Consider the following 25,960-nt stretch of genomic DNA (forward strand, 5'->3'; position numbering starts at 1 on the left):
CCTCCCCTCATGGCAAGCGGTTGCGCAGAGCGGCAACCACGTTAAAGGTTTGATTGCGTACCCGGTTGCTCGGGTCCGTGAGAGTCAACGTCAGGCGTACGCTGCGGATTCGAGCAGGGTCCGACGGATTGCTGCTGTAGCTGGAAGCGGACGAATCGGTAGCCGAACTAGCAAGACCGAAGCTCACGTTGAAGGCACTGACGTTGTCGACCAGCACCGCTTGGGTAGGCGTGGTGCCGCTTCCCATCGTCAGCTGATTGTTCTTAAGGCTGTAAACCAGTCGCCGAATCGGAAACGCCAATTGTCCCGATGCGGGAGCCTGCAAATTTGAATAAGCCGTCGCCGTGTTTCGACAATCGGAAACCACCGTCCAGGTCGACGTACCGCCACCTGCTCCCACATCGGCGGTCACCAAGGTCAGCTTGAGATTGGCATTGTCCCAACTGATCGGCGTTACCTGGCTGGCATTGAAACTCCCCCCGGCGCTTGCGTCAGTGATCGTTCCCAGACAACCAAACATCCCCACCATGCGAATTTCCTGAATCATTTTGCTCAGCACAAATCGAGCATCTTCCTGCAGGTCGGCCGACGCGTTTTGGCTGACGTAGGTGTTCTTGGCTGCAATGAAAATCTGCGCCACACCGAGCACCACGACCAGGCTCAACGCCAGGGCGATCAGCATTTCGATCAGGCCGAAACCTCGATTGAGCCGGCTCATGGCGTCGTCACCGGATCGACGGCGGCGCGACTGCTCAGCACAAAGCTGCGACGGGAATTGGCGGTGTTGGCGGCCCGCGAGTCATCCCAGGTGATGGTGATGGTGTACACCCGCTGATTGAGCGTAACGCTGCCAGTAGCCGTGGCGCCGCCGAAATTGACGATGTTGGTCGTGAAGTCGTAGAGGTCCTGATCCCGGGCGATGCTCAAGTTGCCCGAGGTCGGTGGCGTGACGGTGTAGTCGGCACCGGAGTTGGCGCGAATGCGGTCCATCATGTCGTAGGCGATAAAACTGGCCTGGCTGGTCATCCGCGAGCTGTCAGTATACTTCAGCGCATTGAGCTGAATCGCCGCCGCCCCCAACAGCCCAACACCCAGAATCAACAACGCAACCAAAACTTCGATCAGCGTCATGCCCTCCTGTGCACGCTTGCTCCATCCCCTCATCCGCAACTTCCACCCAATAGAATTCGTCCGTTCAAACACACATTCAGCGTCCTGCTTTGCGCCCCCAGTACATAGCTGATCACTACCGCCGTGGACGGTGCCGACAAACCACCCAGATTGTTGAAATCGATGGCGGTCACTCCTGAGGTTAGCGTCAGAGTCGCCCCGCTGCTCATCGCTGGAACAACCCGCAATACTTTGGCCAATTTGCCAGTACCGTCATAGACCGACAGATCCCCGGTCCAGGCACCGTCTTCTACCGTTGGGCGAACCCGGGTAGTGACACCCCGATCGATCGCCTCGAGCCGGGCGAAATTCAGACCCCGTTGCAGATCACCGATTTCGGTGTCGGCCTTGGTGATTTGCACCGAACGGGTAAATGCCGGTACGGCCAGAGTGATCAGGACCAGAAATACTGCGAGCGCGACCAGCAACTCGATCAGCGTGAAACCTTTTGTACGATGATCCATCGGTGCCCTCCGTTGCCGTCGGCTATACCTGCTTCTACACGCTAGAACATTCGACCGGCAGATGTTCGGTTGTTTTGCCAATACTCGCGCAGGGATCGCGCGGGCCGCAGTACTCCAGGGAGGGAGATGACATGCATCAGCGAGGTTTCAGCCTGATCGAACTGCTCATGGGACTGACAATTGTCGGAATTGTTCTGCAACTGGTCAGTCCGGCGTTCGCAGCACTGACTGAATCGAACCATCGCGAGCAGGCGGCGCAGTTGCTTATCGGCGGTATACGCAACGCCAGAACCGTTGCCATCACACATAACCAGAGCGTCGTGATTCACGGCATCAACGGCGACTGGAGTCAGGGCTGGCGGATCATTCTGGATATCAGTGGTAAAGGGGCAGAGGACAACAGCAATCCGCTGCTCTTTGAGCGCGCGATTGGCGCTCGGGTACCGATTATCGGCAACTGGCCGGTCAGGCGATACATACGTTTCAACAGTATTGGCGAGCCACAGATGCCCGGACGGGCCTTTCAAGCAGGAACATTGCACATTTGCGCAGCCCGCGAACCGGTCACTCACCTCCAGGTGGTGCTGGCCGCTACCGGCCGCGTAAGCCTGCGCAGCCATAAGGCTGAGCAGGCGCTATGCCCTGGGGGCAAAGGCGTTAAAGCAGGGAGCGCACGCGCAACTCTTTAGGCATGGAGAAGGTGATGTTCTCCTCGCGACCGGCCAGTTCATCCGCGCCGGTAGCGCCCCACGCCTGCAACTGCTGGATCACGCCACGCACCAGAACTTCTGGCGCGGAGGCGCCGGCGGTGATGCCGATTCGCTCGACACCCTCGAACCAGCTCTCTTGCAGGTCTTCGGCACCGTCGATCAGGTAGGCTGGGGTGGCCATGCGCTCGGCCAGTTCACGCAAGCGATTGGAGTTGGAGCTGTTCGGGCTGCCGACCACCAGTACTACGTCGCATTCATCGGCCAGTTGCTTGACCGCGTCCTGACGGTTTTGCGTGGCGTAGCAGATGTCGTCCTTGCGCGGACCGCCGATCGCCGGGAAGCGCGTACGCAGTGCGTCGATGACGCGGCTGGTATCGTCCATGGACAGGGTGGTCTGGGTCACGAACGCCAGTTTTTCAGGGTTGCTCACCTGCAAGGCGGCGACGTCTTTCTCGTCTTCGATCAGATAGATCGCGCCACCATTGCTGCCATCGTACTGGCCCATGGTGCCTTCGACTTCCGGGTGACCGGCGTGGCCGATCAGGATGCATTCACGGCCGTCGCGGCTGTAGCGCGCCACTTCGATGTGCACCTTGGTCACCAGCGGACAGGTAGCGTCGAACACTTTCAGACCACGACCGGCGGCTTCGCTACGCACGGCCTGGGAAACGCCGTGGGCACTGAAGATCACGATGACATCATCTGGCACCTGATCCAGTTCTTCGACAAAGATCGCTCCACGAGCACGCAGGTCTTCGACGACGAATTTGTTGTGGACCACTTCGTGGCGCACGTAGATCGGCGGCCCGAAGACTTCCAGTGCACGGTTGACGATTTCGATCGCCCGGTCCACACCGGCGCAGAAGCCACGGGGGTTGGCGAGTTTGATTTGCATGCTGTGCCTCGTGTCTTGCGCGCAAGAAGTTAGATCATTACAACTCTGTAGGAGCAGAGCTTGCTCCGGGCGGCGTTCCGACGAAAGCGGTGTGCCAGTCGACATTGATGTTGAAGGTGACAACACCTTCGTCGGAACGCCGCCCGGAGCAAGCTCTGCTCCTACATTTGACCTTTTTTGGTCAGTTACAGCGATTTGACGTTGATGATCTCGACGTCAAAGGTCAATGTCTTGCCGGCCAGCGGGTGGTTGAAGTCGATGGTCACTTGCTCGTCATCGAATTCCTTCACTACACCGGGCAACTCAGTATTCGCCGCATCGTTAAAGATCACCAGCAAGCCAGGCGACAGTTCCATGTCCTTGAACTGCGAGCGCGGGATGATCTGTACGTTCTGCGGGTTGGGTTGGCCAAAAGCGTTTTCCGGCGCAATTGTCAGCGTACGCTTGTCGCCAGCCTTGAAGCCGAACAGCGCTGCTTCGAAACCTGGCAACAGGTTACCGTCACCGACCTTGAAGGTCGCCGGGGCTTTGTCGAAGGTGCTGTCGACGGTGTCGCCGTTCTCCAGGCGCAGTGCAAAGTGCAAGGTGACTTCCGTGTTCTGGCGGATGCGTTGCTCAGCCAATACCTGTTCAGTCATGAACGGCTTCTCCAGTCTTTTTACTTTTGAACATATCCAGCGCAAGCATCACGGCACCGACAGTAATTGCACTGTCGGCAAAGTTGAACGCCGGGAAATACCAGCGGTTCTGCCAATGCACCAGGATGAAATCGATCACATGGCCATAGGCAATGCGGTCATACAGATTGCCCAGCGCGCCACCCAGAACCAGCGCCAGAGCGACGGCCAGCCAGGTTTCGTTGCGCCCCAGACGCTTGAGCCAGACCACCAGCACTGCACTGACCACCACAGCGATCAGGGCAAACAACCAGCGCTGCCAGCCAGAGCTGTCGGCCAGGAAACTGAACGCCGCGCCTGTGTTGTAAGCCAGTGTCCAGCTGAACAGATCGGGGATCACCACGATTTGCTGGTACATCTCGAGCTTGCCTTCGAAGTAGAACTTGCTGGCCTGGTCGATGACCAGGACCAGCAAACTCAACCAGAGCCAGCTCAGCCGTCCGAAACGACCAGCAGCATTAGGCATAGTGACGAACCTCGCCAGCGCCGCTGATATTGTCGACGCAACGGCCACAGATTTCCGGATGCTCCGGGTTTACGCCGACATCTTCACGGCAGTGCCAGCAACGGGCGCACTTGGCGAAGGCCGACTTGACGATTTTCAACTTCAGGCCGCTGACTTCGGTGACTACCGCGTCCTCTGGTGACTGAACAAAAGGCGCAACGCTGGCGGTCGAGGTGATCAGAACGAAACGCAGTTCGTTGCTCAGCTTGGCCAGATCGGCGCTCAGCGCCTCTTCGGCGAACAGCGTCACTTCGGCTTGCAGGTTGCCGCCGACAGCCTTGGCCGCGCGCTGGATTTCCATTTCCTTGTTGACCGCGACCTTCACCGCCATGATCCGCTCCCAGTAGGCGCGACCCAGTTCGACGTTGTCCGGCAGTTCAGTCAGGCCTTCGTACCAGGTGTTGAGCATCACCGATTCGTTACGCTCGCCCGGCAGGTATTCCCACAGTTCGTCGGCGGTGAAGGCGAGGATCGGCGCGATCCAGCGCACCAGCGCTTCACTGATGTGGTACAGCGCGGTTTGCGCCGAACGGCGGGCCTTGCTGTTGGCGCCAGTGGTGTACTGACGGTCCTTGATGATGTCCAGGTAGAAACCGCCCAACTCCTGCACGCAGAAATTGTGGATCTTGGAGTAGACGTTCCAGAAACGGTATTCGCCGTAGTGCTCTTGCAACTCGCGTTGTAGCAGCAGGGTGCGGTCTACAGCCCAACGGTCCAGGGCGAGCATTTCTTCGGCCGGCAGGATGTCGGTGGCTGGGTTGAAGCCGGTCAGGTTCGAAAGCAGGAAGCGCGCGGTGTTACGGATACGCCGGTAGGCGTCCGCACTGCGTTGCAGGATCTGCTCGGAAACGGCCATTTCACCCGAGTAATCGGTGGAAGCGACCCACAGCCGCATGATGTCGGCGCCCAGGGTGTCGTTGACCTTTTGTGGCGCGATCACGTTGCCCAAGGACTTGGACATCTTGCGGCCGGACTCGTCGACGGTGAAGCCGTGAGTCAGCAGCTCGCGGTACGGCGCGTGGTTGTCGATGGCGCAACCGGTCAGCAACGACGAGTGAAACCAGCCACGGTGTTGGTCAGAGCCTTCCAGGTACAAGTCGGCACGTGGGCCGGTCTCGTGGCCCATCGGGTGCGAACCGCGCAGGACATGCCAGTGCGTGGTGCCCGAATCGAACCAGACGTCCAGGGTGTCGCTGATCTTGTCGTACTGCGGCGCTTCATCGCCCAGCAGCTCAGCGGCGTCCATCTTGAACCAGGCTTCGATGCCTTCGACTTCGACGCGCTTGGCGACTTCTTCCATCAGCTCGGCGGTGCGTGGGTGCAGTTCGCCGCTTTCCTTGTTCAGGAAGAACGGGATCGGCACACCCCAGTTGCGCTGACGGGAGATGCACCAGTCCGGACGGTTGGCGATCATCGAGTGCAGGCGCGCCTGGCCCCAGGCCGGAACGAACTTGGTCTCTTCGATGGCTTTGATCGCGCGCTTGCGCAGGGTGTCGCCGGTCGCTGGTTCTTTGTCCATACCGATGAACCACTGCGCGGTGGCGCGGTAGATCAGTGGAGTCTTGTGACGCCAGCAGTGCATGTAACTGTGTTCGATGGTTTCGGTGTGCAGCAGCGCGCCGACTTCCGACAGCTTGTCGACGATGGCCGGGTTGGCCTTCCAGATGAACTGGCCACCGAAGAACTCCAGCGACGTCGCGTAGACGCCGTTGCTCTGTACCGGATTGAGGATGTCGTCGTTGACCATGCCGTACTTCTTGCAGGTCACGAAGTCGTCCACGCCGTAAGCCGGTGCGGAGTGAACCACGCCGGTGCCGGCGCCCAGTTCGACGTACTCAGCCAGGTAAACCGGCGACAGACGGTCGTAGAACGGGTGACGGAAGTTGATCAGTTCCAGTTCCGAACCGGTGGTTGTCGCGATGACCGAGCCTTCCAGCTTGTAGCGCGCCAGGCACGACTCGACCAGCTCTTCAGCCAGCACCAACAGTTTGTCGCCGACGTCGACCAGGGCGTAGTTGAATTCCGGGTGAACGTTCAGCGCCTGGTTGGCCGGAATGGTCCACGGGGTGGTGGTCCAGATCACGATCGAAGCAGGTTTTCCCAGCGACGGCAGACCGAAAGCGGCCGCCAGCTTGGCTTCGTCGGCAATCGGAAAGGCCACGTCGATGGTCGAGGACTTTTTGTTCTCGTACTCGACTTCCGCTTCAGCCAGGGCCGAACCGCAGTCGAAGCACCAGTTCACAGGCTTGAGGCCCTTGAACACAAAACCGCCCTTGACGATTTCAGCCAGGGCGCGAATTTCACCGGCCTCGTTTTTGAAGTCCATGGTCTTGTACGGATTGGCAAAGTCGCCCAACACGCCCAGACGGATGAATTCGGATTTCTGACCTTCGATCTGCTCAGTGGCATAGGCACGGCACAGTTCGCGGGTCTTGTCCGCGCCCAGATTCTTACCGTGGGTCACTTCGACTTTGTGCTCGATCGGCAGACCGTGGCAGTCCCAGCCCGGAACATAAGGCGCGTCGAAACCCGACAGGGTTTTCGAGCGGATGATCATGTCCTTGAGAATTTTGTTCAGCGCATGACCGATGTGAATCGTGCCGTTGGCGTACGGAGGACCGTCGTGCAGAACGAACTTCGGACGATCCTTGCCAATCTCGCGCAACTTACCGTACAGGCCAATGCTGTCCCAGCGCTGCAGAATCTGCGGTTCGCGCTGAGGCAGGCCGGCCTTCATTGGGAAGGCGGTGTCCGGAAGGTTTAGCGTGGCTTTATAGTCGGTCATTTAAGGCTCTTCATTAGCGATTGGCGCTAGGTGCGACAGGGCACGGGCGGCGGCAACATCCGCATTGATCGCCGTCTTAAGCGCCTCCAGAGAGGCGAAACGCTGCTCTTCACGCAGCTTGTGGTGGAAAACCACCGTCAAACGCCGGTCATACAGATCGCCGGCAAAATCTAAAAGGTGCACTTCGAGGTGGGCTTTGCCATCACCTTGTACCGTGGGCCGCACGCCAATGTTGGCGACACCTGGCCAGGTCTTGCCGTCGATGTCGACGTTGACCAGATAAACCCCAGTCAGCGGCACGCGACGACGCTTGAGTTGTATGTTGGCGGTCGGCGTGCCCAGTTGCCGTGCCAGCTTCTGGCCGTGCAGGACCCGCCCGGTGATCTGGAAAGGACGACCGAGCAGCCCTTCGGCCAAGGCGAAATCGGCGGCGGCCAAGGCATTTCGCACCTGAGTGCTGCTGACGCGAATGCCGTCCAGTACGACGGTTTGCGCCGCTTCGACGGTGAAGCCCTGTATCACGCCGGCCTGTTGCAGGAAATCGAAATCCCCTACCCGGTCACAGCCGAAACGGAAGTCGTCACCGACCTCCAGATGCTGGACCCCGAGGCCGTCCACCAGAATGGTGTCGACGAATTCGCTGGCGCCGAGCTTGCTCAAGCGCTGATTGAAGGCCAGGCACAGGACCCGGTCGACACCTTCCTCAGCCAACAGCTGCAGTTTGTCCCGTAGCCGGGCCAGACGGGCCGGAGCCGTGTCAGGGGCGAAGAATTCTCGCGGCTGCGGCTCGAAAATCACCACGCAGCTGGGCACGCCCAACTCGAGCGCTCGCTCGCGTAGCCTCGCCAGGATCGCCTGGTGGCCACGGTGAACACCGTCAAAGTTGCCAATAGTGGCGACGCAGCCCCGATGCTGGGGGCGCAGATTGTGGAGGCCTCGAACCAGCTGCATAACGCGCTTCTTGCTCATAAAGTGGTCGATTATAACCACACCCGGCGGCCGACGACAGGCAACACCGTAACCCAAAGTGATCGAGCCGACAAAACCGTCGATTCGCCCGTGTTTATCAAGGCAAGGACCTCAGCTCAACGCCTTGCGATTGAAGTCGCGCAAACGGAAGCCCATCAGCAGTAACATGCCGAAATAAGCGACCACACCGGCAACAACCAGTGCGCCCAGACGCAGGAACCGTTCAAGCATATGGCCCTGATCCCACGTCGGCATGAAATGCATCCCGACCAGTAGCACAACAGACATCACCAACACCGCGATCACTAGTTTGGCAGCGAACTTCGCCCAACCCGGTTGCGGCTGATACATCTGCTGCTTGCGCAGTTGATAGAACAGCAGGCTGGCGTTAATGCACGCACCGATGCTGATGGCCAAAGCCAGACCGGCATGGGCCAGCGGGCCGATCAACACCAGGTTGAACAATTGGGTAACGATCAGGGTGAAAATCGCGATTTTTACCGGCGTGCGGATGTTTTGTTGCGCATAAAAGCCCGGCGCCAGCACTTTGATCACGATAATCCCGAGCAAACCGACCGAATAAGCGATCAGAGCCCGTTGCGTCATGGAGGCGTCAAACGCGCTGAACTGACCGTACTGAAACAGCGAAACCGTCAGCGGCTCAGCCAAAATGCCCAACGCCAGCGAGCACGGCAGCACCAGCACGAAGCACAGGCGCAAACCCCAATCGAGGATCCGCGAATATTCCTGGCGATCCTTGCTGGCATAGGTCTTGGCCAGGGTCGGCAGGAGAATCGTACCCAGCGCCACACCCAGAACGCCGGAGGGCAACTCCATCAAACGGTCGGCGTAGTACATCCAGGACACGGAACCGGCGACCAGGAACGAGGCGAAAATGGTATTGATGATCAGCGAAATCTGGCTCACGGACACGCCGAGAATCGCCGGAAGCATTTGTTTCATGACCCGCCAGACGCCGCTGTCACGCAGGTTCAGACGTGGCAACACCAGCAGGCCGATCTTCTTCAGGTGCGGCAACTGATAGAGCAATTGCGCCAGGCCGCCCACCAGTACTGCCCAGCCCAACGCCATGACCGGCGGATCGAAATACGGCGTCAGAAACAACGAAAAGATGATCATGCTGACATTGAGCAGGGTCGGCACGAAGGCCGGCACCAAGAAGCGGTTATACGTATTGAGGATCGCCCCGGCCAATGAAGACAGGGAGATCAGCAATATATAAGGAAAGGTCACCCGCAGCAGATCGGAAGTCAGCTCGAATTTTTCCGGCGTATCGGTGAAACCCGGCGCGGTCGCCCAGATGACCCACGGCGCGGCGATCATGCCCAAAGCGGTGACCAGCGCCAGCACCAGCGTCAGCAGGCCCGATATGTAAGCAATGAAGGTTCGCGTCGCCTCCTCGCCCTTCTGGCTTTTGTATTCAGCAAGAATCGGCACGAACGCCTGGGAAAATGCCCCTTCAGCGAAGATCCGCCGCAGCAGATTGGGCAGTTTGAAGGCGATAAAGAAGGCGTCGGTCGCCATCCCCGCGCCAAATGTACGCGCGATAAGGGTGTCACGTACGAACCCCAGAACCCGGGAAAGCATCGTGATAGAGCTGACGGCGGCCAACGATTTGAGCAGATTCATTGAAAGAGTTTGTGCCTGTCGATAAACAGCAGGCGAACAAAGCGCCTACTTATGCGATACTCCGCGCCGCAGCAGCACAGAGCCAAAGCTCGCGAGTTTACAGGTCAAGCGCCGGAAATAAATATCCCGCCTCTTTATACCTACCACTTAGCGGAACGTCTCAACCGCCCTTGACAAGACATCAACTCATCGGCATGATTCGCGGCCTATTTTGTTTGCTATTTCCTAAAAAGTCTTTCGAGGAGCTCGACGGTGGCCAACACACCTTCCGCCAAAAAACGTGCAAAACAGGCTGAGAAGCGTCGCAGCCACAACGCCAGCCTGCGTTCCATGGTTCGTACCTACATCAAGAATGTAGTTAAAGCCATTGACGCAAAAGACGCTGAAAAAGCTCAAGCTGCTTACGTTCTGGCAGTGCCAGTTATCGACCGCATGGCCGATAAAGGCATCATCCACAAGAACAAGGCTGCTCGTCATAAGAGCCGCCTGAACGGTCACGTCAAGGCTCTGAACCTTGCTGTTGCCGCATAAGCGATAAGCTTGTTGAAAAACCGACCCCAGGGTCGGTTTTTTATTGCCTGTGATTTAGTAAGCCCAGCGCAAAAAAAATGGGAAGGGCCAGCCCCGCCCCATACTTTTGATCTTCTTTAGATTACTGAGCCTGCGCCCACGGCAAAATTGGAATCGCCGTCACCGCATTCTGCGGACTGCCTTCGATCACCCGATCGCTGTAGACCAGGTACACCAGCGTATTGCGCTTCTTGTCGAGGAATCGCACCACCTGCATGGTCTTGAACACCAGCGATGTGCGCTCCTTGAACACCTCGTCGCCACCCTTCAACTCACCCTTGAAGCTGATCGGCCCGACCTGACGGCAAGCGATAGAGGCTTCAGCGCGATCTTCAGCCAGCCCCAAACCACCCTTCACGCCGCCCGTCTTGGCTCGCGACAGGTAGCAAGTCACGCCCTCGACCTTTGGATCATCAAACGCCTCGACGACGATACGGTCGTTCGGGCCGACGAATTTGAACACCGTCGACACCTGACCAATCTCCTCGGCCGAGGCCAGCAGCGGCACCGCCAACAACAGGCCCAACAATCCTTTTGCAACGCGCATTCAGGTATTCCCTCAGACCAGGATCAGGTTATTGCGGTGAACCAGTTCCGGTTCCGCCATGTAACCCAACAGACCGACAATCGCCTCAGACGACTGACCGATGATTTTTTGTGCTTCCAGCGCGCTGTAGTTGGCCAGGCCTCGGGCGATTTCACGACCGTCCGGCGCCACGCAAACCACCATCTCACCACGACGGAAGCTGCCCTGGACCAGCTTGACACCGACCGGCAGCAAACTTTTGTTGCCCTGGGACAGCGCCGTCACCGCACCAGCATCCAGCACGAGCGTGCCGCGGGTTTGCAGGTGCCCGGCCAGCCATTGCTTGCGCGCCGCCAGCAGGCCGCGCTCAGGTGACAGCAAGGTGCCGATGCGCTCGCCCGCCTTGAGGCGATCCAGCACGCGCTCAATACGCCCGCCGACGATGACGGTATGCGCACCGGAACGAGCCGCCAGCCGCGCAGCGCGCAATTTGGTCTGCATGCCGCCACGACCCAGCGCGCCACCCGTACCGCCCGCTACCGCATCCAGCGCCGGATCATCGGCGCGCGCTTCGTAAATCAGATTGGCGTGAGGGTTGTTGCGCGGATCGGCGTCGAACATGCCGTCGCGATCGGTGAGGATCACCAGCAAGTCAGCTTCGACCAGGTTGGCTACCAGCGCCGCCAGGGTGTCGTTATCGCCGAAACGGATTTCGTCAGTGACCACAGTGTCGTTTTCGTTGATCACCGGAATAACTTTCAGCTCAACCAACGCTCGCAAGGTGCTGCGGGCGTTCAGGTAGCGCTTGCGGTCGGACAAGTCGTCGTGAGTCAGGAGAATCTGCGCGGTATGCCGGCCATGCTCGGCAAAGCTCGACTCCCAGGCCTGCACCAACCCCATCTGACCGATGGCGGCAGCGGCCTGCAACTCGTGCATCGCACTGGGCCGTACGGTCCAGCCCAAGCGACTCATACCGGCCGCCACCGCCCCGGAGGACACCAGCACCAGCTCGACGCCAGCCTCATGCAAAGCCACCATCTGCTCGACCCAAACACCCATTGCCGCGCGATCCAGGCCCTTGCCGTCCGCAGTCAGCAAAGCGCTGCCGATCTTCACGACCCAACGCTGCGCACCTGTCACCTTGCTCCGCATCATCTTCAACCCTAGCTTGAGGACAGCGCGACCCAGCGCTGCCCGTGACGTTATTCGTGACTACCAATTTCCAGATACTAAAACGCCGCTCGATTGAGCGGCGCCTAAAGTGCCGGCTTGCCAGCGATGATAACACCGCGATCAGGCAGATAGACCGCCTTCGCGGGCAAGCCTCGCTCCTACCGAATCAGTCACGCACGTAAATGATTTCCGGACCGTCTTCGTCATCCACATCTTCTTCATCCCAATCATCGTCGCCGATGTCGTGGACCGACTTCACGCCGCTACGACGCAGGGCACGCTGGTCATCCAGCGCCTGCAGCTGAGCACGGGCTTCGTCTTCGATGCGCTGATCGAGCTCGGCCAACTCTTCTTTGTAGACCGGGTCGTTAGCCAGGCGATCGGCACGATCTTCCATGTAACGCATGATGTCGTGGCAAAGACGCTCAGTGCCCAGCTTGGAGATGGCCGAGATCACGTAGACCGGACCGGTCCATTCCAGGCGATCAACGATCTCCTTGACGCGAGCATCATGCTCTTCTTCAAGGATCTGGTCGCACTTGTTCAGCACCAACCAACGATCACGCTCAGCCAGGGACGGGCTGAACTTGGTCAGTTCGCTGACGATCACTTCAGCGGCATCCGGGGCGCTGGCGTCATCGAGCGGCGCCATGTCCACAAGGTGCAACAGCAGACGCGTACGCGACAAGTGCTTGAGGAAACGAATCCCCAGACCCGCGCCATCGGAAGCGCCTTCGATCAGACCCGGAATGTCCGCTACCACGAAGCTTTTCCAGCGATCGACACTGACCACGCCCAGGTTTGGCACCAACGTGGTGAACGGATAATCGGCGACTTTTGGCTTGGCGGCCGAGACCGAACGAATGAAGGTACTTTTGCCAGCATTCGGTAAACCCAGCAGACCGACGTCAGCCAACACCTTCATTTCCAGCTTCAGATCACGCGCCTCACCCGGCTTGCCCGGAGTGGTCTGACGCGGAGCACGGTTGGTACTGGACTTGAATCGGGTGTTACCCAAGCCGTGCCAGCCGCCGTGAGCAACCAACAGACGCTGACCCGCTTTTGTCAGGTCGCCAATCACTTCCTGAGTAGCGGAGTCGATGACCGTGGTGCCAACCGGGACACGCAGCACCAGCTCTTCACCTTTCTTGCCAGTGCAGTCGGTGCTGCCGCCGTTGGAACCGCGCTCGGCATCGAAGTGCCGGGTGTAACGGTAGTCCACCAGGGTGTTGAGGTTTTCGTCGGCGATCATGTAGACCGAGCCGCCATCACCACCGTCACCGCCGTTCGGGCCGCCGTTTTCAATGAATTTTTCGCGACGGAAGCTCATGCAACCGTTGCCGCCGTCACCGGCCTTTACTCGAATCGATACTTCATCAACAAACTTCATAACAAAACGCCTCTCGCCATACGGACGAGCCGAAAAAACCTAGACATAAGACTCTTGCAAAAATGAGCGCAGCGACCTCAATCAACGACCGCAAATCCAGCGCTGGAGCCCATCACAAACAGCTTTGCAAGAGACTCACCCCACAAACGAAAAAGCCCCGTCGCAAGACAGGGCTTTTCCAGCAACTGCGTAATTATGCCGCGACGACTTCAGTCTTCGGGACAATGCTTACGTAACGGCGATTGAAAGCGCCTTTTACTTCGAACTTGATCACGCCGTCGATTTTAGCGAACAGAGTGTGATCTTTGCCCATACCAACGCCGTAGCCAGCGTGGAATTGGGTGCCGCGCTGACGCACGATGATGTTGCCCGGAATGATAACCTGGCCGCCATACATCTTCACGCCAAGGCGTTTGGCTTCTGAGTCGCGACCGTTACGGGTACTACCACCAGCTTTTTTGTGTGCCATGAGTCAATTCTCCTAGTGAGGAATTAGGCTGAAATTAAGCCTGAATACCGGTGATTTTGATCTCGGTGTACCACTGGCGGTGGCCCATACGCTTCATGTGGTGCTTACGACGACGGAACTTGATGATGCGGACTTTATCGTGACGACCTTGGGAGATCACTTCAGCCACAACGGTAGCGCCAGGAACAACTGGAGCGCCGATATTCACGTCGTCGCCATTGGCAACCAACAGAACGCGATCAAAAGTAACGGATTCGCCGGTAGCGATTTCCAGTTTTTCGATCTTCAGGTATTCACCTGGAGCAACTTTGTACTGCTTGCCACCAGTAACGATTACTGCATAAGACATGGTATTTCTCCGATAATCCTGCTCACCCAGCTCTTTATAAGAAGAGGTATTGGCTGGCATGGCTGCATAAGGCTGGAAGGCCTGTTTGCAATTGCGTAAGGCAGGTGCTGCCCAGGAAGTTCAGGGTGCGCGATTGTACGCAAGCTACCGGGGCGATGCAAGAGGCCGTCCATCGTACCTTGACACTCGCCGACGCGGGTCCTAGCATGCCGCGCAACCCTTCTGGAGCAACTGTCGCTGATGCAACCCCAAGCTTTCTACCGCGCGGTGGCGGACGATTTTAGCGCCGTCGACGGCATCATCAAGAAGCAGCTGGCTTCCCGAGTGCCGCTGGTATCGAAAATCGGCGACTACATAACCTCGGCTGGCGGTAAACGCCTGCGTCCATTGTTAGTCTTGCTGTGTGGCAAGGCCCTGGGCCGCGAAGGCGATGACCTGCGCCTGCTGGCCGCGACCATCGAGTTCCTGCATACAGCGACCCTGCTGCATGACGACGTGGTCGACATGTCCGGTATGCGCCGTGGCCGCTCGACCGCCAACGCCATGTGGGGTAACGCCCCAAGCGTGCTGGTGGGTGACTTTCTGTATTCGCGGTCCTTCGAAATGATGGTCGAACTGGGCTCCATGCCGGTGATGAAGATCCTTTCGCAAGCCACGCGCATCATCGCCGAAGGCGAAGTGTTGCAGCTTTCCAAGGTCCGTGACGCCAGCACCACTGAAGAAACCTACATGGAAGTCATCCGCGGCAAGACCGCGATGCTCTTCGAAGCGTCGACACACAGCGCCGCAGCCCTGTGCGAAGCCACTCCGGAACAGAGCGAAGCGCTGCGTACCTTCGGCGATCACCTGGGCGTAGCCTTCCAACTGGTCGACGACCTGCTGGACTACAAAGGTGACGCTGAAACCCTGGGCAAGAACGTCGGTGACGACCTGGCTGAAGGCAAGCCGACCCTGCCGCTGATCTACACCATGCGTGAAGGTACGCCGGAGCAGGCTGCACTGGTTCGCAAGGCGATCCAGAAAGGCGGCATCGAAGACCTGGAAAGCATCCGCGAAGCCGTGGAAGCGTCAGGCTCGCTGGATTACACCGCCCAGCTGGCTCGCGACTTCGTGGCCCGCGCGATCAAATGCCTCGATGCGCTGCCAGCCAGCGAGTATCGCGATGCGCTGGTCGAGTTGAGCGAGTTTGCGGTCGCGCGCACGCACTGACACCTCAACCTGTGGGGCCCCTCCCCCACAGGTTTGCTCCATCACCCTCCTCCGCCTAAAAACCCTATACAATGTGCGACTTTTAGCGACCCTGACTCCAAGGAGCTTTAGTGAGCACGTTGCCACCCTGCCCAAAATGCAATTCCGAATACACCTACGAAGACGGCGCCCAGCTGATCTGCCCTGAGTGCGCCCACGAGTGGTCCGCCAGCGGCGAAGCCGAAGCAGTGTCCGATGACACCGCGAAGAAGGATTCGGTGGGCAACGTCCTGCAGGACGGCGACACCATCACCGTGATCAAGGACCTCAAGGTCAAAGGCACGTCGCTGGTGGTCAAGGTCGGCACCAAGGTCAAGAACATCCGCCTGTGCGATGGCGATCACGACATCGATTGCAAGATCGACGGCATCGGCCCGATGAAGCTCAAATCCGAGTTCGTCAGAAAAGTCTGAGCCTGTTGTCTTCCATCCTGCGCCCTGCGTGGGATGGTGGTTCACCTCCCCCGCTTTACCCAACAATCCTTCGCAATAGCCAAACGCCAGCCGTTTTGACCTACGCAACCCTTACCCAGAATAAAACACAAGCCGCCAATAGGTCCTTGCTATTTGATGAATAAGAATTATTCTCATTGAAACCAATCAATGGAGATGAGACCCATGACTTATTTGATCGATGCCTGGCTGGACCGGCCACACCCTTACCTCAGGATCCTCCATCGGGAAACCGGGGAAGTCTGTGCGGTGCTTGAAGAAGAAGCCTTGAACGAGCTGCAGGATCAGGGTGATCTGGATGTCGACGGCTTGAGTTCCAGCGAGCCGGTGGTGCTTAAGGAACTGGTGCGCAATCTGTTTCTGTTCTGCTATGCCCGGGCATTGCGCCCGACAAGCGAACTGCACCACAAGATTGAAATATGAAAAACGCAAAACCTTGTAGGAGCGAGGCTTGCCCGCGAAACAGGCAACTCGGTTCCGACTTGAAACCGAGGTGATGCATTCGCGAGCAAGCTTCGCTCCTACAGGCTCATGTATTACAGAACGTCGAGCAGCTCGACGTCGAATACCAGTACGCTGTGCGGTGGAATGCTGCCAACGCCTTGAGCGCCGTAAGCCAGTTCGCTCGGCACGTACAGACGCCATTTGCTACCGGCGTTCATCAGTTGCAGGGCTTCGGTCCAGCCAGCGATCACGCCGCCGACCGGGAATTCTGCAGGCTGACCACGATCGTAGGAGCTGTCGAACACAGTGCCGTCGATCAGGGTGCCGTGGTAGTGAGTACGCACTTGATCTTCACGGGTTGGCTTGGCGCCCTCACCGGCGGTCAGCACTTCGAATTGCAGGCCGGAAGCCAGGGTGGTGATGCCGTCACGCTTGGCGTTTTCAGCCAGGAATGCCAGGCCTTCGCCAGCCGCTGCTTCAGCTTTGGCGGCTGCTTCAGCTTGCATGATTTCGCGGATCACCTTGAAGCTTGCGGACATTTCTTCCTGACCCACACGGCTTTCCTTGCCGGCGAATGCGTCGGTCAGACCCGCCAGGATCGCGTCCAGGTTAACGCCCGGTGGCGGGTTGTCGCGCAGTTGGTCGCCCAGCTGACGGCCAATACCGTAGCTGACGCGGGTTTCGTCGGTGGACAGATTTACTTCGGACATGACACTGCTCCGCTGTGCGGACGGCCCTGGAACTTGCCGTGCGTGCACAGCGCATCCCGGAGCGCCCGGAACCAAAAGGGCCAGCAGACTAGCACAGATGCCATCGCGTTGATGAGAGGTGTCAGTGCTGCCACGCGATCGGTACCTTCAGGCTTTCCTCGATGCCGAGTCCACACATCTCGTCATGAACCGAAACATGTACAAGGTTGAATGGCAAGCTGGGAAAGGCGTGAAGCACTTCACGCGCATGCTCGACCGAGCGCAGATGAAACATCTGGCCGCGGGCATCACTCAATGGATACGCCGCGCCGTGCATCCGCGCTTCCAACAGGTAGATCCCACCTTCCATCGAGATCAGGTTGAGCTCATCGATCTTCCCGGCGATGGCATAGGCATTCAACTCTTGCAGGTCCATGAACACACCTCACACAGTGGCGAGCCAAGATCCTTACAGGCATAAGCCTCGGCGCATCAAAGTACAAGCCACAAACAACACCGCCCGTCTGTTTCGCAACTCTGTCTAGCCAATCAGTGCTTGGTCAGCTTATCCAGATAACCCATGGCAAACGCCGAAATCACGAAGGTCATGTGGATGATCACGTACCACTTCAAATGCTCGGGATCGATGTTCTTGGCGTCCATGAAGACCCGCAGCAGGTGGATGGACGAAATCGCCACGATGGAAGCGGCCACCTTCATCTTCAATGAAGAGGAGTCCATGGTGCCCAACCAGTTGAGTTTCTCCTTGCCTTCGTCGATATCCAGTTGGGAAACGAAGTTCTCGTACCCGGAGATCATCACCATCACCAGCAGGCCGCCCACCAGCGCCATGTCGATCAGCGACAGCAGCACCAAAATCAGATCCGACTCGGCCATCGAGAACACGTTGGGGATGACGTGAAACACTTCCTGGAAGAATTTCAGCGCCAGCGCCAGCAGACCGAGGGACAGACCAAAGTAGATCGGCGCCAGCAGCCAGCGGGAGGCGTACATTGCATTTTCGATAAAGCGTTCCATTAAATCTCACATGTGGGCTGGAAATGGCCGCGAGTATATCAGCCACCCGTTACACCCAGAAACCGTCGGGAAATCCGCAACCTGCGCGTGTGTGACAAGGTTTTTCTGCTAGTGTCCAAAGCATTGACAGCTCAGCGACATCGGACAGGAAGACGGGAAATGGATGTGCGATTGCCTCTAACGAGCGCCGGAATTTGCCTGGCTTTGCTGATGAGCGCCTGCTCTCCCAGCGATGAGAAGCGCCAGGTCAGCCTCGAGGAAAAAACTGCGCAGCTCGAGAAGTCTCTGGATGCGATTCAGGATCCGAAACTCAAGGATGCCGTGGCTGAACTCGGCGGCTCACTGTTGTTGCTCGAGCGTGCGCAACTCAAGCTCGACAGCAAACCGGTAGAAACAGAATACGGCGAAGACGCCCTCGCCGTGCTCCAGCACTACCCCACGCCACAAGCCTTGGTCGACACGTACATCAACGGTCTGTTCGTGCTGCACAAAGACTCCAGTTCCGACTACCTGACCGATCTGCAACCGGTGTTCCCTTTCAACTTCAGCATTCCGGCCGCGTTTCTCTTTCCCCATGGCCTGGAATGGCAGTCGGTGACCCTGAGCGACAAGCGCGTCATCCCGTTTCAGCCGGAATGGTCGGAAACCGATCCCGGTATTCAGTTGAGCCCGTCGAGCTCAAACCTGACCAACCCCGACGACCTGACGGTGACCTACCCCTTCATCGATGGCCTGGACGTCGATAACAAGAACCAGCCACAACCGGTGAGCCTGCAAGGCAAGGTAGACGTGATCGCACCGCGCCGGCTCTACAGCTTCGACCTGACGAAAAAGGACGTTGGCCAGACTCGCACCAACGACAACCTCAGCGTCACCCTGCTGAAACTTGCCAACAACTACGCCGAAATCGAATTCAACAACAGCGCACCACTGGCCCCCGAGGTCAGCGAAACACCGTTGAACCCGCTGATCGTTCAGGCCAAGGACAGCACCGGGCAGTTTCTCTCGCGCTCAGGCTCGATCAATGAAACCGCCGCACAAATTGCTTTCTATCAACAGCAACTGGCGAAAATGCAGCAGCAGAAAGCCTGGAGCGAGAACTTCGAAAAACAGATCGATGACGAGCAGCGCGCGTTTAAGAAGCAACAGAGCCACCATTATTCCAAGGTGTACTTCAATGGGCCGATCGAGACCCTTGAGGTCAGCGTACTGGACTTTTCAACCGCCACGGTGACCCACAAGAACCTGGACCTGCCAGTCCGTCGCTTCGACCCACACACCACGGAAAAGACCATCCAGCCACTGACTTTGCCGGTGGTGGTGTACGACGATCAGGCCCCGATCTGGCTCAAAGGCGCAACGCTTGGCGAGGAAAAACTGAAAAAGAACGTCAGCATCAGTCAGTCGGTCGAAGACCCCAGCGCCGCCCGTATCGAGTTCGATCACTCCAAAAGCTTCAATGATGAGCTGCTCGGCACCTCCTTCAACCCCGGTGAAAGCCCGGTCAGCTTCTTTACCGAGGACGGTAACGGCAAGCGCAATGAGCCGATCGAATTGCCGCCTGAGGCTTACCAGGTCGATCCCCTGCGCGGCACCATTACCTACGACTTGAACCTGTTTCCAGAAACCCCGGCTTACGCGGTGGGCTCCATGCCGCTGTTCCTCGCCACCGTCGAAAAGAAAACCATCGACGCCCACCAGTTGCCCAAAGGCCTGGCGCTCAAAGGCAATGCGCTGGTGGTTGATCTGAAGCTGTTTCCCGCCCAGGACTGGCGTTTCTTCGCCAAGGACGACAGCGGCAATTATCTGAAGGAGATTCTTTCGGTCATTCACGATGCGAGCGCAGAAGGCCCGGCATTATTGGGCGTGCATTACTTCTACGGGCAGCCTGCCCGACTGGAAACCTATCAACGAACCGACCTCACCACCGTGCAATATGGATTCGAGGTCAAACTCGACACGGCGGATACGTCCCACCTTGCCCAATAGCCGGTTCAGTGCTCGGGTCGAAACTCGAAACCTCCAGGATTACGGCAACGGCCACCATTGATTTCCCGCAGCTGAGCTTGCAGGTGCAGGCACCAGATTTGCGGATCATCGGCCAGTTCATAGCCGTGCAGGGTGAGACTTTCAACGATGGTGTCGAGGATCGACTCAGCCACAAAGGGACCATGAAACGGGCCCTGGGCCTTAATGGCAGAAGGTTGTTCGCCGGCCATTCCGGCGGCAAAGAGTAAGGTCCACATGCCCGTATCTCCCGCCAATGGGCGGATGGCACACTCGATACGGGTCACAAGGCCCAGGCATTGACGGGTGAGGCAGAGGTTGCGCGACATGGCGGCGACCCTCGGTAGATCCGGTATTCAGCCCCCACGGGAGGACTGTCTCGATCCAGTGATTACTGTCGATATCCTTGAGCTGAGAATAGAAGAAAAGTTTGACTTGTACGTCAGGTGAGACCGAAAGGCGCCGAATGGTCATTGTGTGAATATTGACGTCAGACCGACGGCACTTGTAGGAGCGAGGCTTGCCCGCGAAAGCCGTGACGCGGTTTTACCGGAATAACCGCGTTATCGCTCTTCGCGGGCAAGCCTCGCTCCTACAGGGGGCTCTATGTCAGGCGGGTTTGGCTTCCACTAACGCTTCCTGCGCAGCTTCTTTTTCCGCTTCCTTGAGGTCTTCTTCGCTGATCATTTCTGCGATGACCCGCAGGCGTTCTACCACCCGCGCGTTAACGCTGCCTTCAGGGAACTGACCATCGGCGTCTGGCGCACCAGCCGGCTCGCCAACCAACAGGCTCAGCGCCTCATCGGCCTGGCGCACGGCGTAGACGTGGAACTGCCCCGCGCGCACCGCCGTCAGCACTTTCTCGTCGAGCATCAGCGTGGCAACGTTGGCCTGAGGAATGATCGCCCCTTGCTCACCGGTCAACCCGCGCGCTTCGCAAAGTCGGAAGAAGCCTTCGATTTTCTCGTTGACCCCACCCACCGCCTGCACTTCACCGAACTGGTTGATCGAGCCGGTGATCGCAAAGCACTGCTTGAGCGGGGTTTTCGACAAGGCCGAAATCAAGGTGCAAGCCTCGCCCAGCGATGCACTGTCGCCATCGACGTAACCGTAGGACTGCTCCAGGGCGATACTCGCGGAAATCGCCAGCGGGAATTCCTGGGCGTAACGGCTGCCCAGATACCCGGTGAGGATCATCACGCCTTTGGAGTGAATGGGCTGGCCGAGATTGACCTCGCGCTCGATGTCGACGATGCCGCTACCGCCCGGATACACCGTGGCGGAAATCCGCGCCGGCACACCGAACGCCGAGTCGCCGACCTCCAGCACTGTCAGCCCGTTACATTTGCCCACCGCCGCGCCATCCGTGTCGATCAGGATGATTCCCGCCAGCATGTCATCAAGAATCCGCGCCGAGACGCGCCCGGTACGCGTGGCCTTGGCCTTGAGCGCACGTTCGATGTGCCCGGCGTCGGTCATTTCATCACCGGCCAGTTGGCGAATGAAATCCGCCTCGCTGACCAGTTGGAACAGATCACCGATCCGCGCCGACAAACGCCCCTGGTGCTCAGCCAGGCGAGCACTGTAAGTCGCCAGACGCGCCACCGCATCAGCGGTCAGCGGCGCCATGCCTTCTTCGGAGGTGCGGGTTTTGAGCAACTGAGCGAACTGCTCCAGGCTTTCGTCAACCATCGGGATGTCTTCGTCGAAGTCCACCAGAACGCGGAACATCTCCTGGAAGTCCGGATCGAGGTCCTGCAGCGTGTAGTAGAGCTGTCGGGCGCCAATGATGACGACCTTGACCTGCAACGGAATGTGTTGCGGTGCCAGGGTCACGGTGGCCAGGCGGCCCAGCTCACCGAGTGGCGATTCCATTTTCAGCTTGCGCGATTGCAAGGCGCGCTTGAGCGCATCCCATACGAACGGCTCGCTGAGCATTTTCTCTGCTTCGAGGATCAGGAAACCGCCGTTGGCCCGATGCAAGGCGCCCGGCCGCAACTGCCGATAGGTCGTGTAGAACGCGCCCTGATCGGTGCTGTATTCGATGCGGCCAAACAGGTTGTCATAGGTCGGATGCGGCTCGAAGACCACTGGCGCACCGCCGCTGAACGGATGACCGACCACCAGGCTCGGCGCGTATTGCTCTTCCAGCAGCTTGCGGGCGATGGCGTCAGTTTTGCTGTCGTCCACCAATTGCTCGACCACAGTCTTGAGCAGGTACACCTGCATCGCTTGCAGGTAACCGCAAACGCCGGCGTTTTCCGCGTACTTTTCCGACAGCGGTGCGAGCAATGGCTGCAAGGCCAGTGTGATGGTTTCTTCGTTGAGCTGGCGCAGTTGATTGCTCGACTCACGCTTCCACTGCGGCAGGCTGGCGAGCTCTTCGTTCAGCCGCTCTTCCAGCCACGCAATGTCGTCGTGAAAACGCTCGCGATCGGCTTCCGGCAACTGGGCAAATTCGGCTTCGTCCACGGCCTTGCCTTCGCTCATCGGGGTGAAGGCGATATTGGTGCTGTCGCGGTACAGCGCGACTTCCTTCTCCAGCGCCAGGCGCTCGATCACATCCAACGCGCGGTCATAGCGTTGATTGAAGGCGCGGTCGATGGCGCTTTTCTTCTGCTGGTAGGACGGGTGCTCGAACACTGCCGGAAAAGTCGCCAGCAGGTTGTCGATCAAGCCGTTGATGTCATCGATAAAGGCACCGGCGGTGCCAGAGGGCAACTCCAGGGCACGAGGTTCGCGAGGATCATCGAAATTGTTGACATAGACCCAGTCCGCCGGGGTCTGCAGGCGTTTGCCTTCGGCTTTCAGGTAGCGTTTGACGAACGAGAACCGGCCAGTGCCGGGCTCACCCATGACGAATACGTTGTAGCCGGGGCGTGGCATCGCCACACCGAACTGCAAGGCTTCGACCGCACGTTCCTGGCCAAGCACACCGCGGAAGGGCTCCAAATCATTGGTGGTAGAGAAGCTGAACTGTTCAGCGGAAAACGGACGGGTCAGCGATTCAGGCGCTAGACGCAAGCTGGCAGCAACAGGATCAGACATCGGGCTTCCTTACATCAGGCGGGGCAGATAGCGGCATTCTGGCGCCGCCCATACCTCACTTGCAAGGCGCGCCTCTAGCCAAAGCATAGACAAAGCGGTATCGCTAAGCGGGTCGGGTCTAAATCAATGTTTTCAACGAATGTTATGCAAAAAATAACGGAACCTCAGGAACGTGCCTAAACTCCAAACTGCGCGGCTGGAACAATAACCGGCCCACTGGCGCCAGATCGGGCCAGACCCCTTGTCCATTGGTATGCACATAAAGAGAACAAAGCTATGAAACGGATTCTTCTCGGTACTCTCTTCACCGTTGTATCCCTCAATGCCATGGCTCAGGCGCCAGGCGGCCCGGATTGCGGTTGGGGCAACATGCTGTTCGAAGGTCAGCGTGGCACCCCGGCTCACTTCCTGGCATCCACCACCAACGGCACTTCCGGCAACGCAACGTTCGGTATGACCTCCGGTACCAATGGTTGCTCGACTAATGCGTCGCTGACCTATGGCGGCAAATCCTGGATTGCCATGAATGGCATGATGAACGAGCTGTCCGAAGACATGGCTAAGGGTCAGGGCGAAGCGCTGACCACATACGCCGTGGTAATGGGCGTGGCGCCGGAAGACCGTGCGCACTTCGCCGCCGTCACTCATAAGCACTTCCAGCAGATCTTCAGCAAGGCTGACGTGACCGCTGACGACGTGCATACCAACACCCTGGCCGTTCTGAAGAACGATCCTCGTCTGGCTAAGTACGTTACTCAAGCTTAAGCTCGACCCGCCCGTTCCTTTCGGGGAGCGGGTTTTATTTTTTGGACCTGACCCTTTTTGGTCTTTGTATTCTTCGAGTTTAAGTAGCCCACTATGCTCAAACGCCTTGCCTGGCTGGCGCTCTGTGTCTGCGCCCCGCTGTCCGCCGCGCCTCACATAGACAATCAACGTTTGCAGCAACTGGCCAACGACCCCTTCTGGATTTCCCTGGGCCACTACGAAACCGCCAAACTCGGCGGCTGGCGGAGCTATGTCAGCGACAAGAAGTTTTTTCTTGCACCCGATGGCAACGAACATCCCGACCGCGAACTGGCCGCCACCGTGCAAGCGCTGTACGCCCCGGCCAGTGCCGGCGAAAAACACGCCCAATGCGTCTACCCCGCCCGCACCCGCTGGCTGAAGGCGCAGCTCAACCTGAGCGATCTGCCGACGCTTCCCTGCACAGAATTCAAGCAATGGTTCAAGGATGTTTCACCCCACAGTGCGGTGATGATTTTCCCGGCGGCGTATCTGAACAGCCCGTCATCGATGTTCGGCCACACGTTGCTGCGCATCGACCAGGCCAATGTGCAAAGCGATCAAACCGCCCTGCTCAGTTATGCGATCAACTTCGGTGCGTACATTGAGGGTTCCGACAACAGCATCCTGTATGCCTGGAAAGGCTTGATGGGCGGCTATCCTGGTTTGTTTGCGCTAGTGCCTTATCAGGAAAAACTCTCGGAGTACCGCAGTCTCGAGAACCGCGATCTGTGGGAGTACCGCCTGAACCTGACCCAGACAGAAACCGAGCGCATGGTCGAGCACGTCTGGGAACTGAAACAGATCCAGTTCGACTATTTCTTCTTCGACGAAAACTGCTCCTATCGCCTGTTGGAACTGCTGCAAGTGGCCCGCCCGAGCCTGCGATTGACCGAACAATTCCCGCTGACCGCGATTCCTACGGACACCGTGAAAGCGGTGAAAGAAGCCGGACTGGTGGAATCCATTCAGTATCGACCGTCTCGCGAACGTGAACTGCTGAGCCGCGCCGAGCCGTTGACCGACGAAGAACAGGTTTGGGTGCTGAATGTCAGCGCCGACCAGAAGCAGTTGCAGGCGCCGGCGTTCAAGGCTCAACCGCGCGAGCGTCAGGCGCTGATCATCGACGCGGCCTATCGCCTGGAGCGCTACCGCGCCAACGGTCAGGAACGTGACCCGCAACGGGCGCAGCGCAGTTTCGAACTGCTGCGGGCGATCAACCAGAACCCGGCACCGGAACTGGACATCCCGCAACCCGGCCTGCCCGAGGATGGCCATGAATCGCGAACCTGGCAGGCCGGCATCGGCACCCGAGGCGACAAGGCCTTTGGCGAATATGGCCTGCGCATGGCGTATCACGATCTCAACGACAACGCCGAGAGCTTCCCCCTCGGTGCGCAGATCGAAATCCTGCAAATGAAACTGCGCCAGTACGAAGGCAATCACTGGCAGTTGCAGCAATTGGACCTGGCGACCATCCGCTCCCTGACCCCGCGCAATGAGTTGCTGCAACCGCTCTCGTGGCAGGTCACCGGCGGCCTGGAGCGAGTGCCCGGCAAACATGACGACGAAACCCTGGTCAGCCACGTCAATGGCGGTGGCGGCGGTACCTGGCAACTGGGCGACGACATGCTCGGCTTTGCCTTGGGCACCGTGCGCGTGGAGCACAACAACGACTTCGCCGGTTTCATCGCTCCGGCGGCGGGCTTCAATACGGGCCTGCTGTGGAAAAACCCGCTGGGCAACTTCAGCCTGGAGGCCAAAGGTGATTACTTCACCAATGGCGAAGTACGCCGTAGCGTGAGTCTGAATCAGCAGTGGGAATTGTCGCGCAACCTGGGTGTGCGCCTGAGTGCACAGCGCGAATTCAGCCACCTGGCTTCGCCCGAGAACGAAGTGATGCTTGAGGTGAAGTGGTATCACTACTGATCTTTTGATCTCTCTTTCAC

General features: G+C 58.5%; 27 protein-coding genes. 8 read left to right on the forward strand and 19 right to left on the reverse strand.

What is annotated here, in order from left to right; genetic code table 11:
• Positions 1-7 precede the first annotated feature (7 nt).
• Genes ACYZT3_RS25290 through ACYZT3_RS25300 form a run of 3 tightly spaced genes read right to left on the reverse strand, consistent with a single transcriptional unit; the run spans position 8 to position 1,634 of the window.
• Positions 8-718, reverse strand: coding sequence for a PilW family protein (locus tag ACYZT3_RS25290; RefSeq protein ID WP_462030981.1), 711 nt, complete (start codon positions 716-718; stop codon positions 8-10).
• Complete coding sequence (pilV, locus tag ACYZT3_RS25295) at positions 715-1,164, reverse strand: type IV pilus modification protein PilV (RefSeq protein ID WP_282381094.1); 450 nt, start codon at positions 1,162-1,164, stop codon at positions 715-717. Before pilV ends, ACYZT3_RS25290 begins: the two co-directional genes overlap by 4 nt.
• A complete protein-coding gene (locus tag ACYZT3_RS25300; RefSeq protein ID WP_282381092.1) occupies positions 1,161-1,634 on the reverse strand; it encodes a GspH/FimT family pseudopilin in 474 nt (157 codons plus the stop codon). Before ACYZT3_RS25300 ends, pilV begins: the two co-directional genes overlap by 4 nt.
• 131 nt (positions 1,635-1,765) lie before the next feature.
• Between ACYZT3_RS25300 and ACYZT3_RS25305 the strand changes: the two genes are divergently transcribed.
• Positions 1,766-2,323, forward strand: a complete 558-nt coding sequence (locus tag ACYZT3_RS25305) for a GspH/FimT family pseudopilin (RefSeq protein ID WP_282381090.1) — start codon at positions 1,766-1,768, stop codon at positions 2,321-2,323.
• Here the strand turns inward: ACYZT3_RS25305 and ispH are convergent.
• The 6 genes from ispH to murJ all read right to left on the reverse strand — a co-directional run bounded on the left by ispH (position 2,292) and on the right by murJ (position 9,825).
• Positions 2,292-3,239, reverse strand: a complete 948-nt coding sequence (gene ispH / locus ACYZT3_RS25310; RefSeq protein ID WP_282381088.1) for a 4-hydroxy-3-methylbut-2-enyl diphosphate reductase — start codon at positions 3,237-3,239, stop codon at positions 2,292-2,294. The two genes, ACYZT3_RS25305 and ispH, sit on opposite strands and share 32 nt — an antisense overlap.
• A gap of 185 nt (positions 3,240-3,424) precedes the next feature.
• The gene (gene fkpB / locus ACYZT3_RS25315) at positions 3,425-3,862 is read right to left on the reverse strand and encodes an FKBP-type peptidyl-prolyl cis-trans isomerase (RefSeq protein ID WP_282381134.1); all 438 of its coding nucleotides are present in this window, start codon (positions 3,860-3,862) and stop codon (positions 3,425-3,427) included.
• Between the two features lie 7 nt (positions 3,863-3,869).
• On the reverse strand, positions 3,870-4,382 hold the full coding sequence (lspA, locus tag ACYZT3_RS25320) for a signal peptidase II (RefSeq protein WP_282381086.1): 513 nt from the start codon (positions 4,380-4,382) through the stop codon (positions 3,870-3,872).
• Complete coding sequence (ileS, locus tag ACYZT3_RS25325; protein ID WP_462030982.1) at positions 4,375-7,206, reverse strand: isoleucine--tRNA ligase; 2,832 nt, start codon at positions 7,204-7,206, stop codon at positions 4,375-4,377. The genes lspA and ileS overlap by 8 nt, the downstream gene beginning before the upstream one ends.
• The gene (ribF, locus tag ACYZT3_RS25330; RefSeq protein ID WP_282381081.1) at positions 7,207-8,157 is read right to left on the reverse strand and encodes a bifunctional riboflavin kinase/FAD synthetase; all 951 of its coding nucleotides are present in this window, start codon (positions 8,155-8,157) and stop codon (positions 7,207-7,209) included. It lies immediately after the preceding gene.
• A 129-nt stretch (positions 8,158-8,286) separates the two neighbouring features.
• Positions 8,287-9,825, reverse strand: a complete 1,539-nt coding sequence (gene murJ / locus ACYZT3_RS25335; protein ID WP_462030983.1) for a murein biosynthesis integral membrane protein MurJ — start codon at positions 9,823-9,825, stop codon at positions 8,287-8,289.
• Between the two features lie 252 nt (positions 9,826-10,077).
• Between murJ and rpsT the strand changes: the two genes are divergently transcribed.
• The gene (rpsT, locus tag ACYZT3_RS25340; RefSeq protein ID WP_008154937.1) at positions 10,078-10,356 is read left to right on the forward strand and encodes a 30S ribosomal protein S20; all 279 of its coding nucleotides are present in this window, start codon (positions 10,078-10,080) and stop codon (positions 10,354-10,356) included.
• A 121-nt stretch (positions 10,357-10,477) separates the two neighbouring features.
• On the opposite strand, the gene ACYZT3_RS25345 is transcribed toward rpsT, so the two are convergent.
• The 5 genes from ACYZT3_RS25345 to rplU form a co-directional block, all read right to left on the reverse strand.
• Positions 10,478-10,942: a CreA family protein gene (locus ACYZT3_RS25345; protein ID WP_462030984.1), complete on the reverse strand. Its 465-nt coding sequence runs from the start codon at positions 10,940-10,942 to the stop codon at positions 10,478-10,480.
• Positions 10,943-10,954: 12 nt separating this feature from the next.
• Positions 10,955-12,073, reverse strand: coding sequence for a glutamate 5-kinase (proB, locus tag ACYZT3_RS25350; RefSeq protein ID WP_462032425.1), 1,119 nt, complete (start codon positions 12,071-12,073; stop codon positions 10,955-10,957).
• A 187-nt stretch (positions 12,074-12,260) separates the two neighbouring features.
• The gene (cgtA, locus tag ACYZT3_RS25355; protein ID WP_046048789.1) at positions 12,261-13,484 is read right to left on the reverse strand and encodes an Obg family GTPase CgtA; all 1,224 of its coding nucleotides are present in this window, start codon (positions 13,482-13,484) and stop codon (positions 12,261-12,263) included.
• A 193-nt stretch (positions 13,485-13,677) separates the two neighbouring features.
• Positions 13,678-13,953 carry a 50S ribosomal protein L27 gene (gene rpmA / locus ACYZT3_RS25360; RefSeq protein WP_003215862.1) on the reverse strand — a complete coding sequence of 92 codons (276 nt, stop codon included), beginning with the start codon at positions 13,951-13,953 and terminating at the stop codon, positions 13,678-13,680.
• Between the two features lie 34 nt (positions 13,954-13,987).
• Complete coding sequence (rplU, locus tag ACYZT3_RS25365) at positions 13,988-14,302, reverse strand: 50S ribosomal protein L21 (RefSeq protein ID WP_007901869.1); 315 nt, start codon at positions 14,300-14,302, stop codon at positions 13,988-13,990.
• 240 nt (positions 14,303-14,542) lie between these two features.
• On the opposite strand from rplU, the gene ACYZT3_RS25370 reads away from it, so the two are divergent.
• The 3 genes from ACYZT3_RS25370 (at position 14,543) to ACYZT3_RS25380 (ending at position 16,425) form a co-directional block, all read left to right on the forward strand.
• Positions 14,543-15,511, forward strand: a complete 969-nt coding sequence (locus ACYZT3_RS25370) for a polyprenyl synthetase family protein (protein WP_282381070.1) — start codon at positions 14,543-14,545, stop codon at positions 15,509-15,511.
• A 110-nt stretch (positions 15,512-15,621) separates the two neighbouring features.
• Entirely contained in the window at positions 15,622-15,963 is a 342-nt protein-coding gene (locus ACYZT3_RS25375) for a zinc ribbon domain-containing protein YjdM (RefSeq protein ID WP_282381068.1), read from the forward strand.
• Positions 15,964-16,167: 204 nt separating this feature from the next.
• Positions 16,168-16,425 carry a PA4570 family protein gene (locus ACYZT3_RS25380; RefSeq protein WP_462030985.1) on the forward strand — a complete coding sequence of 86 codons (258 nt, stop codon included), beginning with the start codon at positions 16,168-16,170 and terminating at the stop codon, positions 16,423-16,425.
• 113 nt (positions 16,426-16,538) lie between these two features.
• On the opposite strand, the gene ACYZT3_RS25385 is transcribed toward ACYZT3_RS25380, so the two are convergent.
• From ACYZT3_RS25385 to ACYZT3_RS25395, 3 genes are all read right to left on the reverse strand, one after another.
• Positions 16,539-17,156, reverse strand: coding sequence for an FKBP-type peptidyl-prolyl cis-trans isomerase (locus ACYZT3_RS25385; RefSeq protein WP_282381064.1), 618 nt, complete (start codon positions 17,154-17,156; stop codon positions 16,539-16,541).
• A 121-nt stretch (positions 17,157-17,277) separates the two neighbouring features.
• Positions 17,278-17,571, reverse strand: a complete 294-nt coding sequence (locus ACYZT3_RS25390; protein ID WP_282381062.1) for a DUF6482 family protein — start codon at positions 17,569-17,571, stop codon at positions 17,278-17,280.
• 113 nt (positions 17,572-17,684) lie between these two features.
• Positions 17,685-18,173 carry a TIGR00645 family protein gene (locus ACYZT3_RS25395; RefSeq protein ID WP_282381060.1) on the reverse strand — a complete coding sequence of 163 codons (489 nt, stop codon included), beginning with the start codon at positions 18,171-18,173 and terminating at the stop codon, positions 17,685-17,687.
• 159 nt (positions 18,174-18,332) lie between these two features.
• Between ACYZT3_RS25395 and ACYZT3_RS25400 the strand changes: the two genes are divergently transcribed.
• A complete protein-coding gene (locus tag ACYZT3_RS25400) occupies positions 18,333-20,162 on the forward strand; it encodes a hypothetical protein (RefSeq protein ID WP_462030986.1) in 1,830 nt (609 codons plus the stop codon).
• Positions 20,163-20,167: 5 nt separating this feature from the next.
• Here ACYZT3_RS25400 and ACYZT3_RS25405 read toward each other — a convergent pair whose 3' ends face one another.
• Entirely contained in the window at positions 20,168-20,509 is a 342-nt protein-coding gene (locus ACYZT3_RS25405) for a PA4575 family protein (protein WP_046048783.1), read from the reverse strand.
• Between the two features lie 280 nt (positions 20,510-20,789).
• Positions 20,790-23,228, reverse strand: coding sequence for a Lon protease family protein (locus ACYZT3_RS25410; protein WP_462030987.1), 2,439 nt, complete (start codon positions 23,226-23,228; stop codon positions 20,790-20,792).
• A 276-nt stretch (positions 23,229-23,504) separates the two neighbouring features.
• Between ACYZT3_RS25410 and ACYZT3_RS25415 the strand changes: the two genes are divergently transcribed.
• On the forward strand, positions 23,505-23,993 hold the full coding sequence (locus ACYZT3_RS25415) for a DUF3015 domain-containing protein (protein ID WP_282381052.1): 489 nt from the start codon (positions 23,505-23,507) through the stop codon (positions 23,991-23,993).
• Positions 23,994-24,086: 93 nt separating this feature from the next.
• The gene (locus tag ACYZT3_RS25420; protein ID WP_462030988.1) at positions 24,087-25,940 is read left to right on the forward strand and encodes an Lnb N-terminal periplasmic domain-containing protein; all 1,854 of its coding nucleotides are present in this window, start codon (positions 24,087-24,089) and stop codon (positions 25,938-25,940) included.
• Positions 25,941-25,960 lie beyond the last annotated feature (20 nt).

Source organism: Pseudomonas sp. MDT1-16 (assembly GCF_054898115.1).

What these genes read in the sequence shown, in the direction of transcription:
- ACYZT3_RS25290 (WP_462030981.1), bottom strand. Translation starts at nt 718, where the DNA reads ATGAGCCGGCTCAATCGAGGTTTCGGCCTGATCGAAATGCTGATCGCC.
- pilV (WP_282381094.1), bottom strand. Translation starts at nt 1,164, where the DNA reads ATGAGGGGATGGAGCAAGCGTGCACAGGAGGGCATGACGCTGATCGAA.
- ACYZT3_RS25300 (WP_282381092.1), bottom strand. Translation starts at nt 1,634, where the DNA reads ATGGATCATCGTACAAAAGGTTTCACGCTGATCGAGTTGCTGGTCGCG.
- ACYZT3_RS25305 (WP_282381090.1), top strand. Translation starts at nt 1,766, where the DNA reads ATGCATCAGCGAGGTTTCAGCCTGATCGAACTGCTCATGGGACTGACA.
- ispH (WP_282381088.1), bottom strand. Translation starts at nt 3,239, where the DNA reads ATGCAAATCAAACTCGCCAACCCCCGTGGCTTCTGCGCCGGTGTGGAC.
- lspA (WP_282381086.1), bottom strand. Translation starts at nt 4,382, where the DNA reads ATGCCTAATGCTGCTGGTCGTTTCGGACGGCTGAGCTGGCTCTGGTTG.
- ileS (WP_462030982.1), bottom strand. Translation starts at nt 7,206, where the DNA reads ATGACCGACTATAAAGCCACGCTAAACCTTCCGGACACCGCCTTCCCA.
- ribF (WP_282381081.1), bottom strand. Translation starts at nt 8,157, where the DNA reads ATGCAGCTGGTTCGAGGCCTCCACAATCTGCGCCCCCAGCATCGGGGC.
- murJ (WP_462030983.1), bottom strand. Translation starts at nt 9,825, where the DNA reads ATGAATCTGCTCAAATCGTTGGCCGCCGTCAGCTCTATCACGATGCTT.
- ACYZT3_RS25345 (WP_462030984.1), bottom strand. Translation starts at nt 10,942, where the DNA reads ATGCGCGTTGCAAAAGGATTGTTGGGCCTGTTGTTGGCGGTGCCGCTG.
- proB (WP_462032425.1), bottom strand. Translation starts at nt 12,073, where the DNA reads ATGCGGAGCAAGGTGACAGGTGCGCAGCGTTGGGTCGTGAAGATCGGC.
- cgtA (WP_046048789.1), bottom strand. Translation starts at nt 13,484, where the DNA reads ATGAAGTTTGTTGATGAAGTATCGATTCGAGTAAAGGCCGGTGACGGC.
- rpmA (WP_003215862.1), bottom strand. Translation starts at nt 13,953, where the DNA reads ATGGCACACAAAAAAGCTGGTGGTAGTACCCGTAACGGTCGCGACTCA.
- rplU (WP_007901869.1), bottom strand. Translation starts at nt 14,302, where the DNA reads ATGTCTTATGCAGTAATCGTTACTGGTGGCAAGCAGTACAAAGTTGCT.
- ACYZT3_RS25370 (WP_282381070.1), top strand. Translation starts at nt 14,543, where the DNA reads ATGCAACCCCAAGCTTTCTACCGCGCGGTGGCGGACGATTTTAGCGCC.
- ACYZT3_RS25380 (WP_462030985.1), top strand. Translation starts at nt 16,168, where the DNA reads ATGACTTATTTGATCGATGCCTGGCTGGACCGGCCACACCCTTACCTC.
- ACYZT3_RS25385 (WP_282381064.1), bottom strand. Translation starts at nt 17,156, where the DNA reads ATGTCCGAAGTAAATCTGTCCACCGACGAAACCCGCGTCAGCTACGGT.
- ACYZT3_RS25390 (WP_282381062.1), bottom strand. Translation starts at nt 17,571, where the DNA reads ATGGACCTGCAAGAGTTGAATGCCTATGCCATCGCCGGGAAGATCGAT.
- ACYZT3_RS25395 (WP_282381060.1), bottom strand. Translation starts at nt 18,173, where the DNA reads ATGGAACGCTTTATCGAAAATGCAATGTACGCCTCCCGCTGGCTGCTG.
- ACYZT3_RS25400 (WP_462030986.1), top strand. Translation starts at nt 18,333, where the DNA reads ATGGATGTGCGATTGCCTCTAACGAGCGCCGGAATTTGCCTGGCTTTG.
- ACYZT3_RS25405 (WP_046048783.1), bottom strand. Translation starts at nt 20,509, where the DNA reads ATGTCGCGCAACCTCTGCCTCACCCGTCAATGCCTGGGCCTTGTGACC.
- ACYZT3_RS25410 (WP_462030987.1), bottom strand. Translation starts at nt 23,228, where the DNA reads ATGTCTGATCCTGTTGCTGCCAGCTTGCGTCTAGCGCCTGAATCGCTG.
- ACYZT3_RS25415 (WP_282381052.1), top strand. Translation starts at nt 23,505, where the DNA reads ATGAAACGGATTCTTCTCGGTACTCTCTTCACCGTTGTATCCCTCAAT.
- ACYZT3_RS25420 (WP_462030988.1), top strand. Translation starts at nt 24,087, where the DNA reads ATGCTCAAACGCCTTGCCTGGCTGGCGCTCTGTGTCTGCGCCCCGCTG.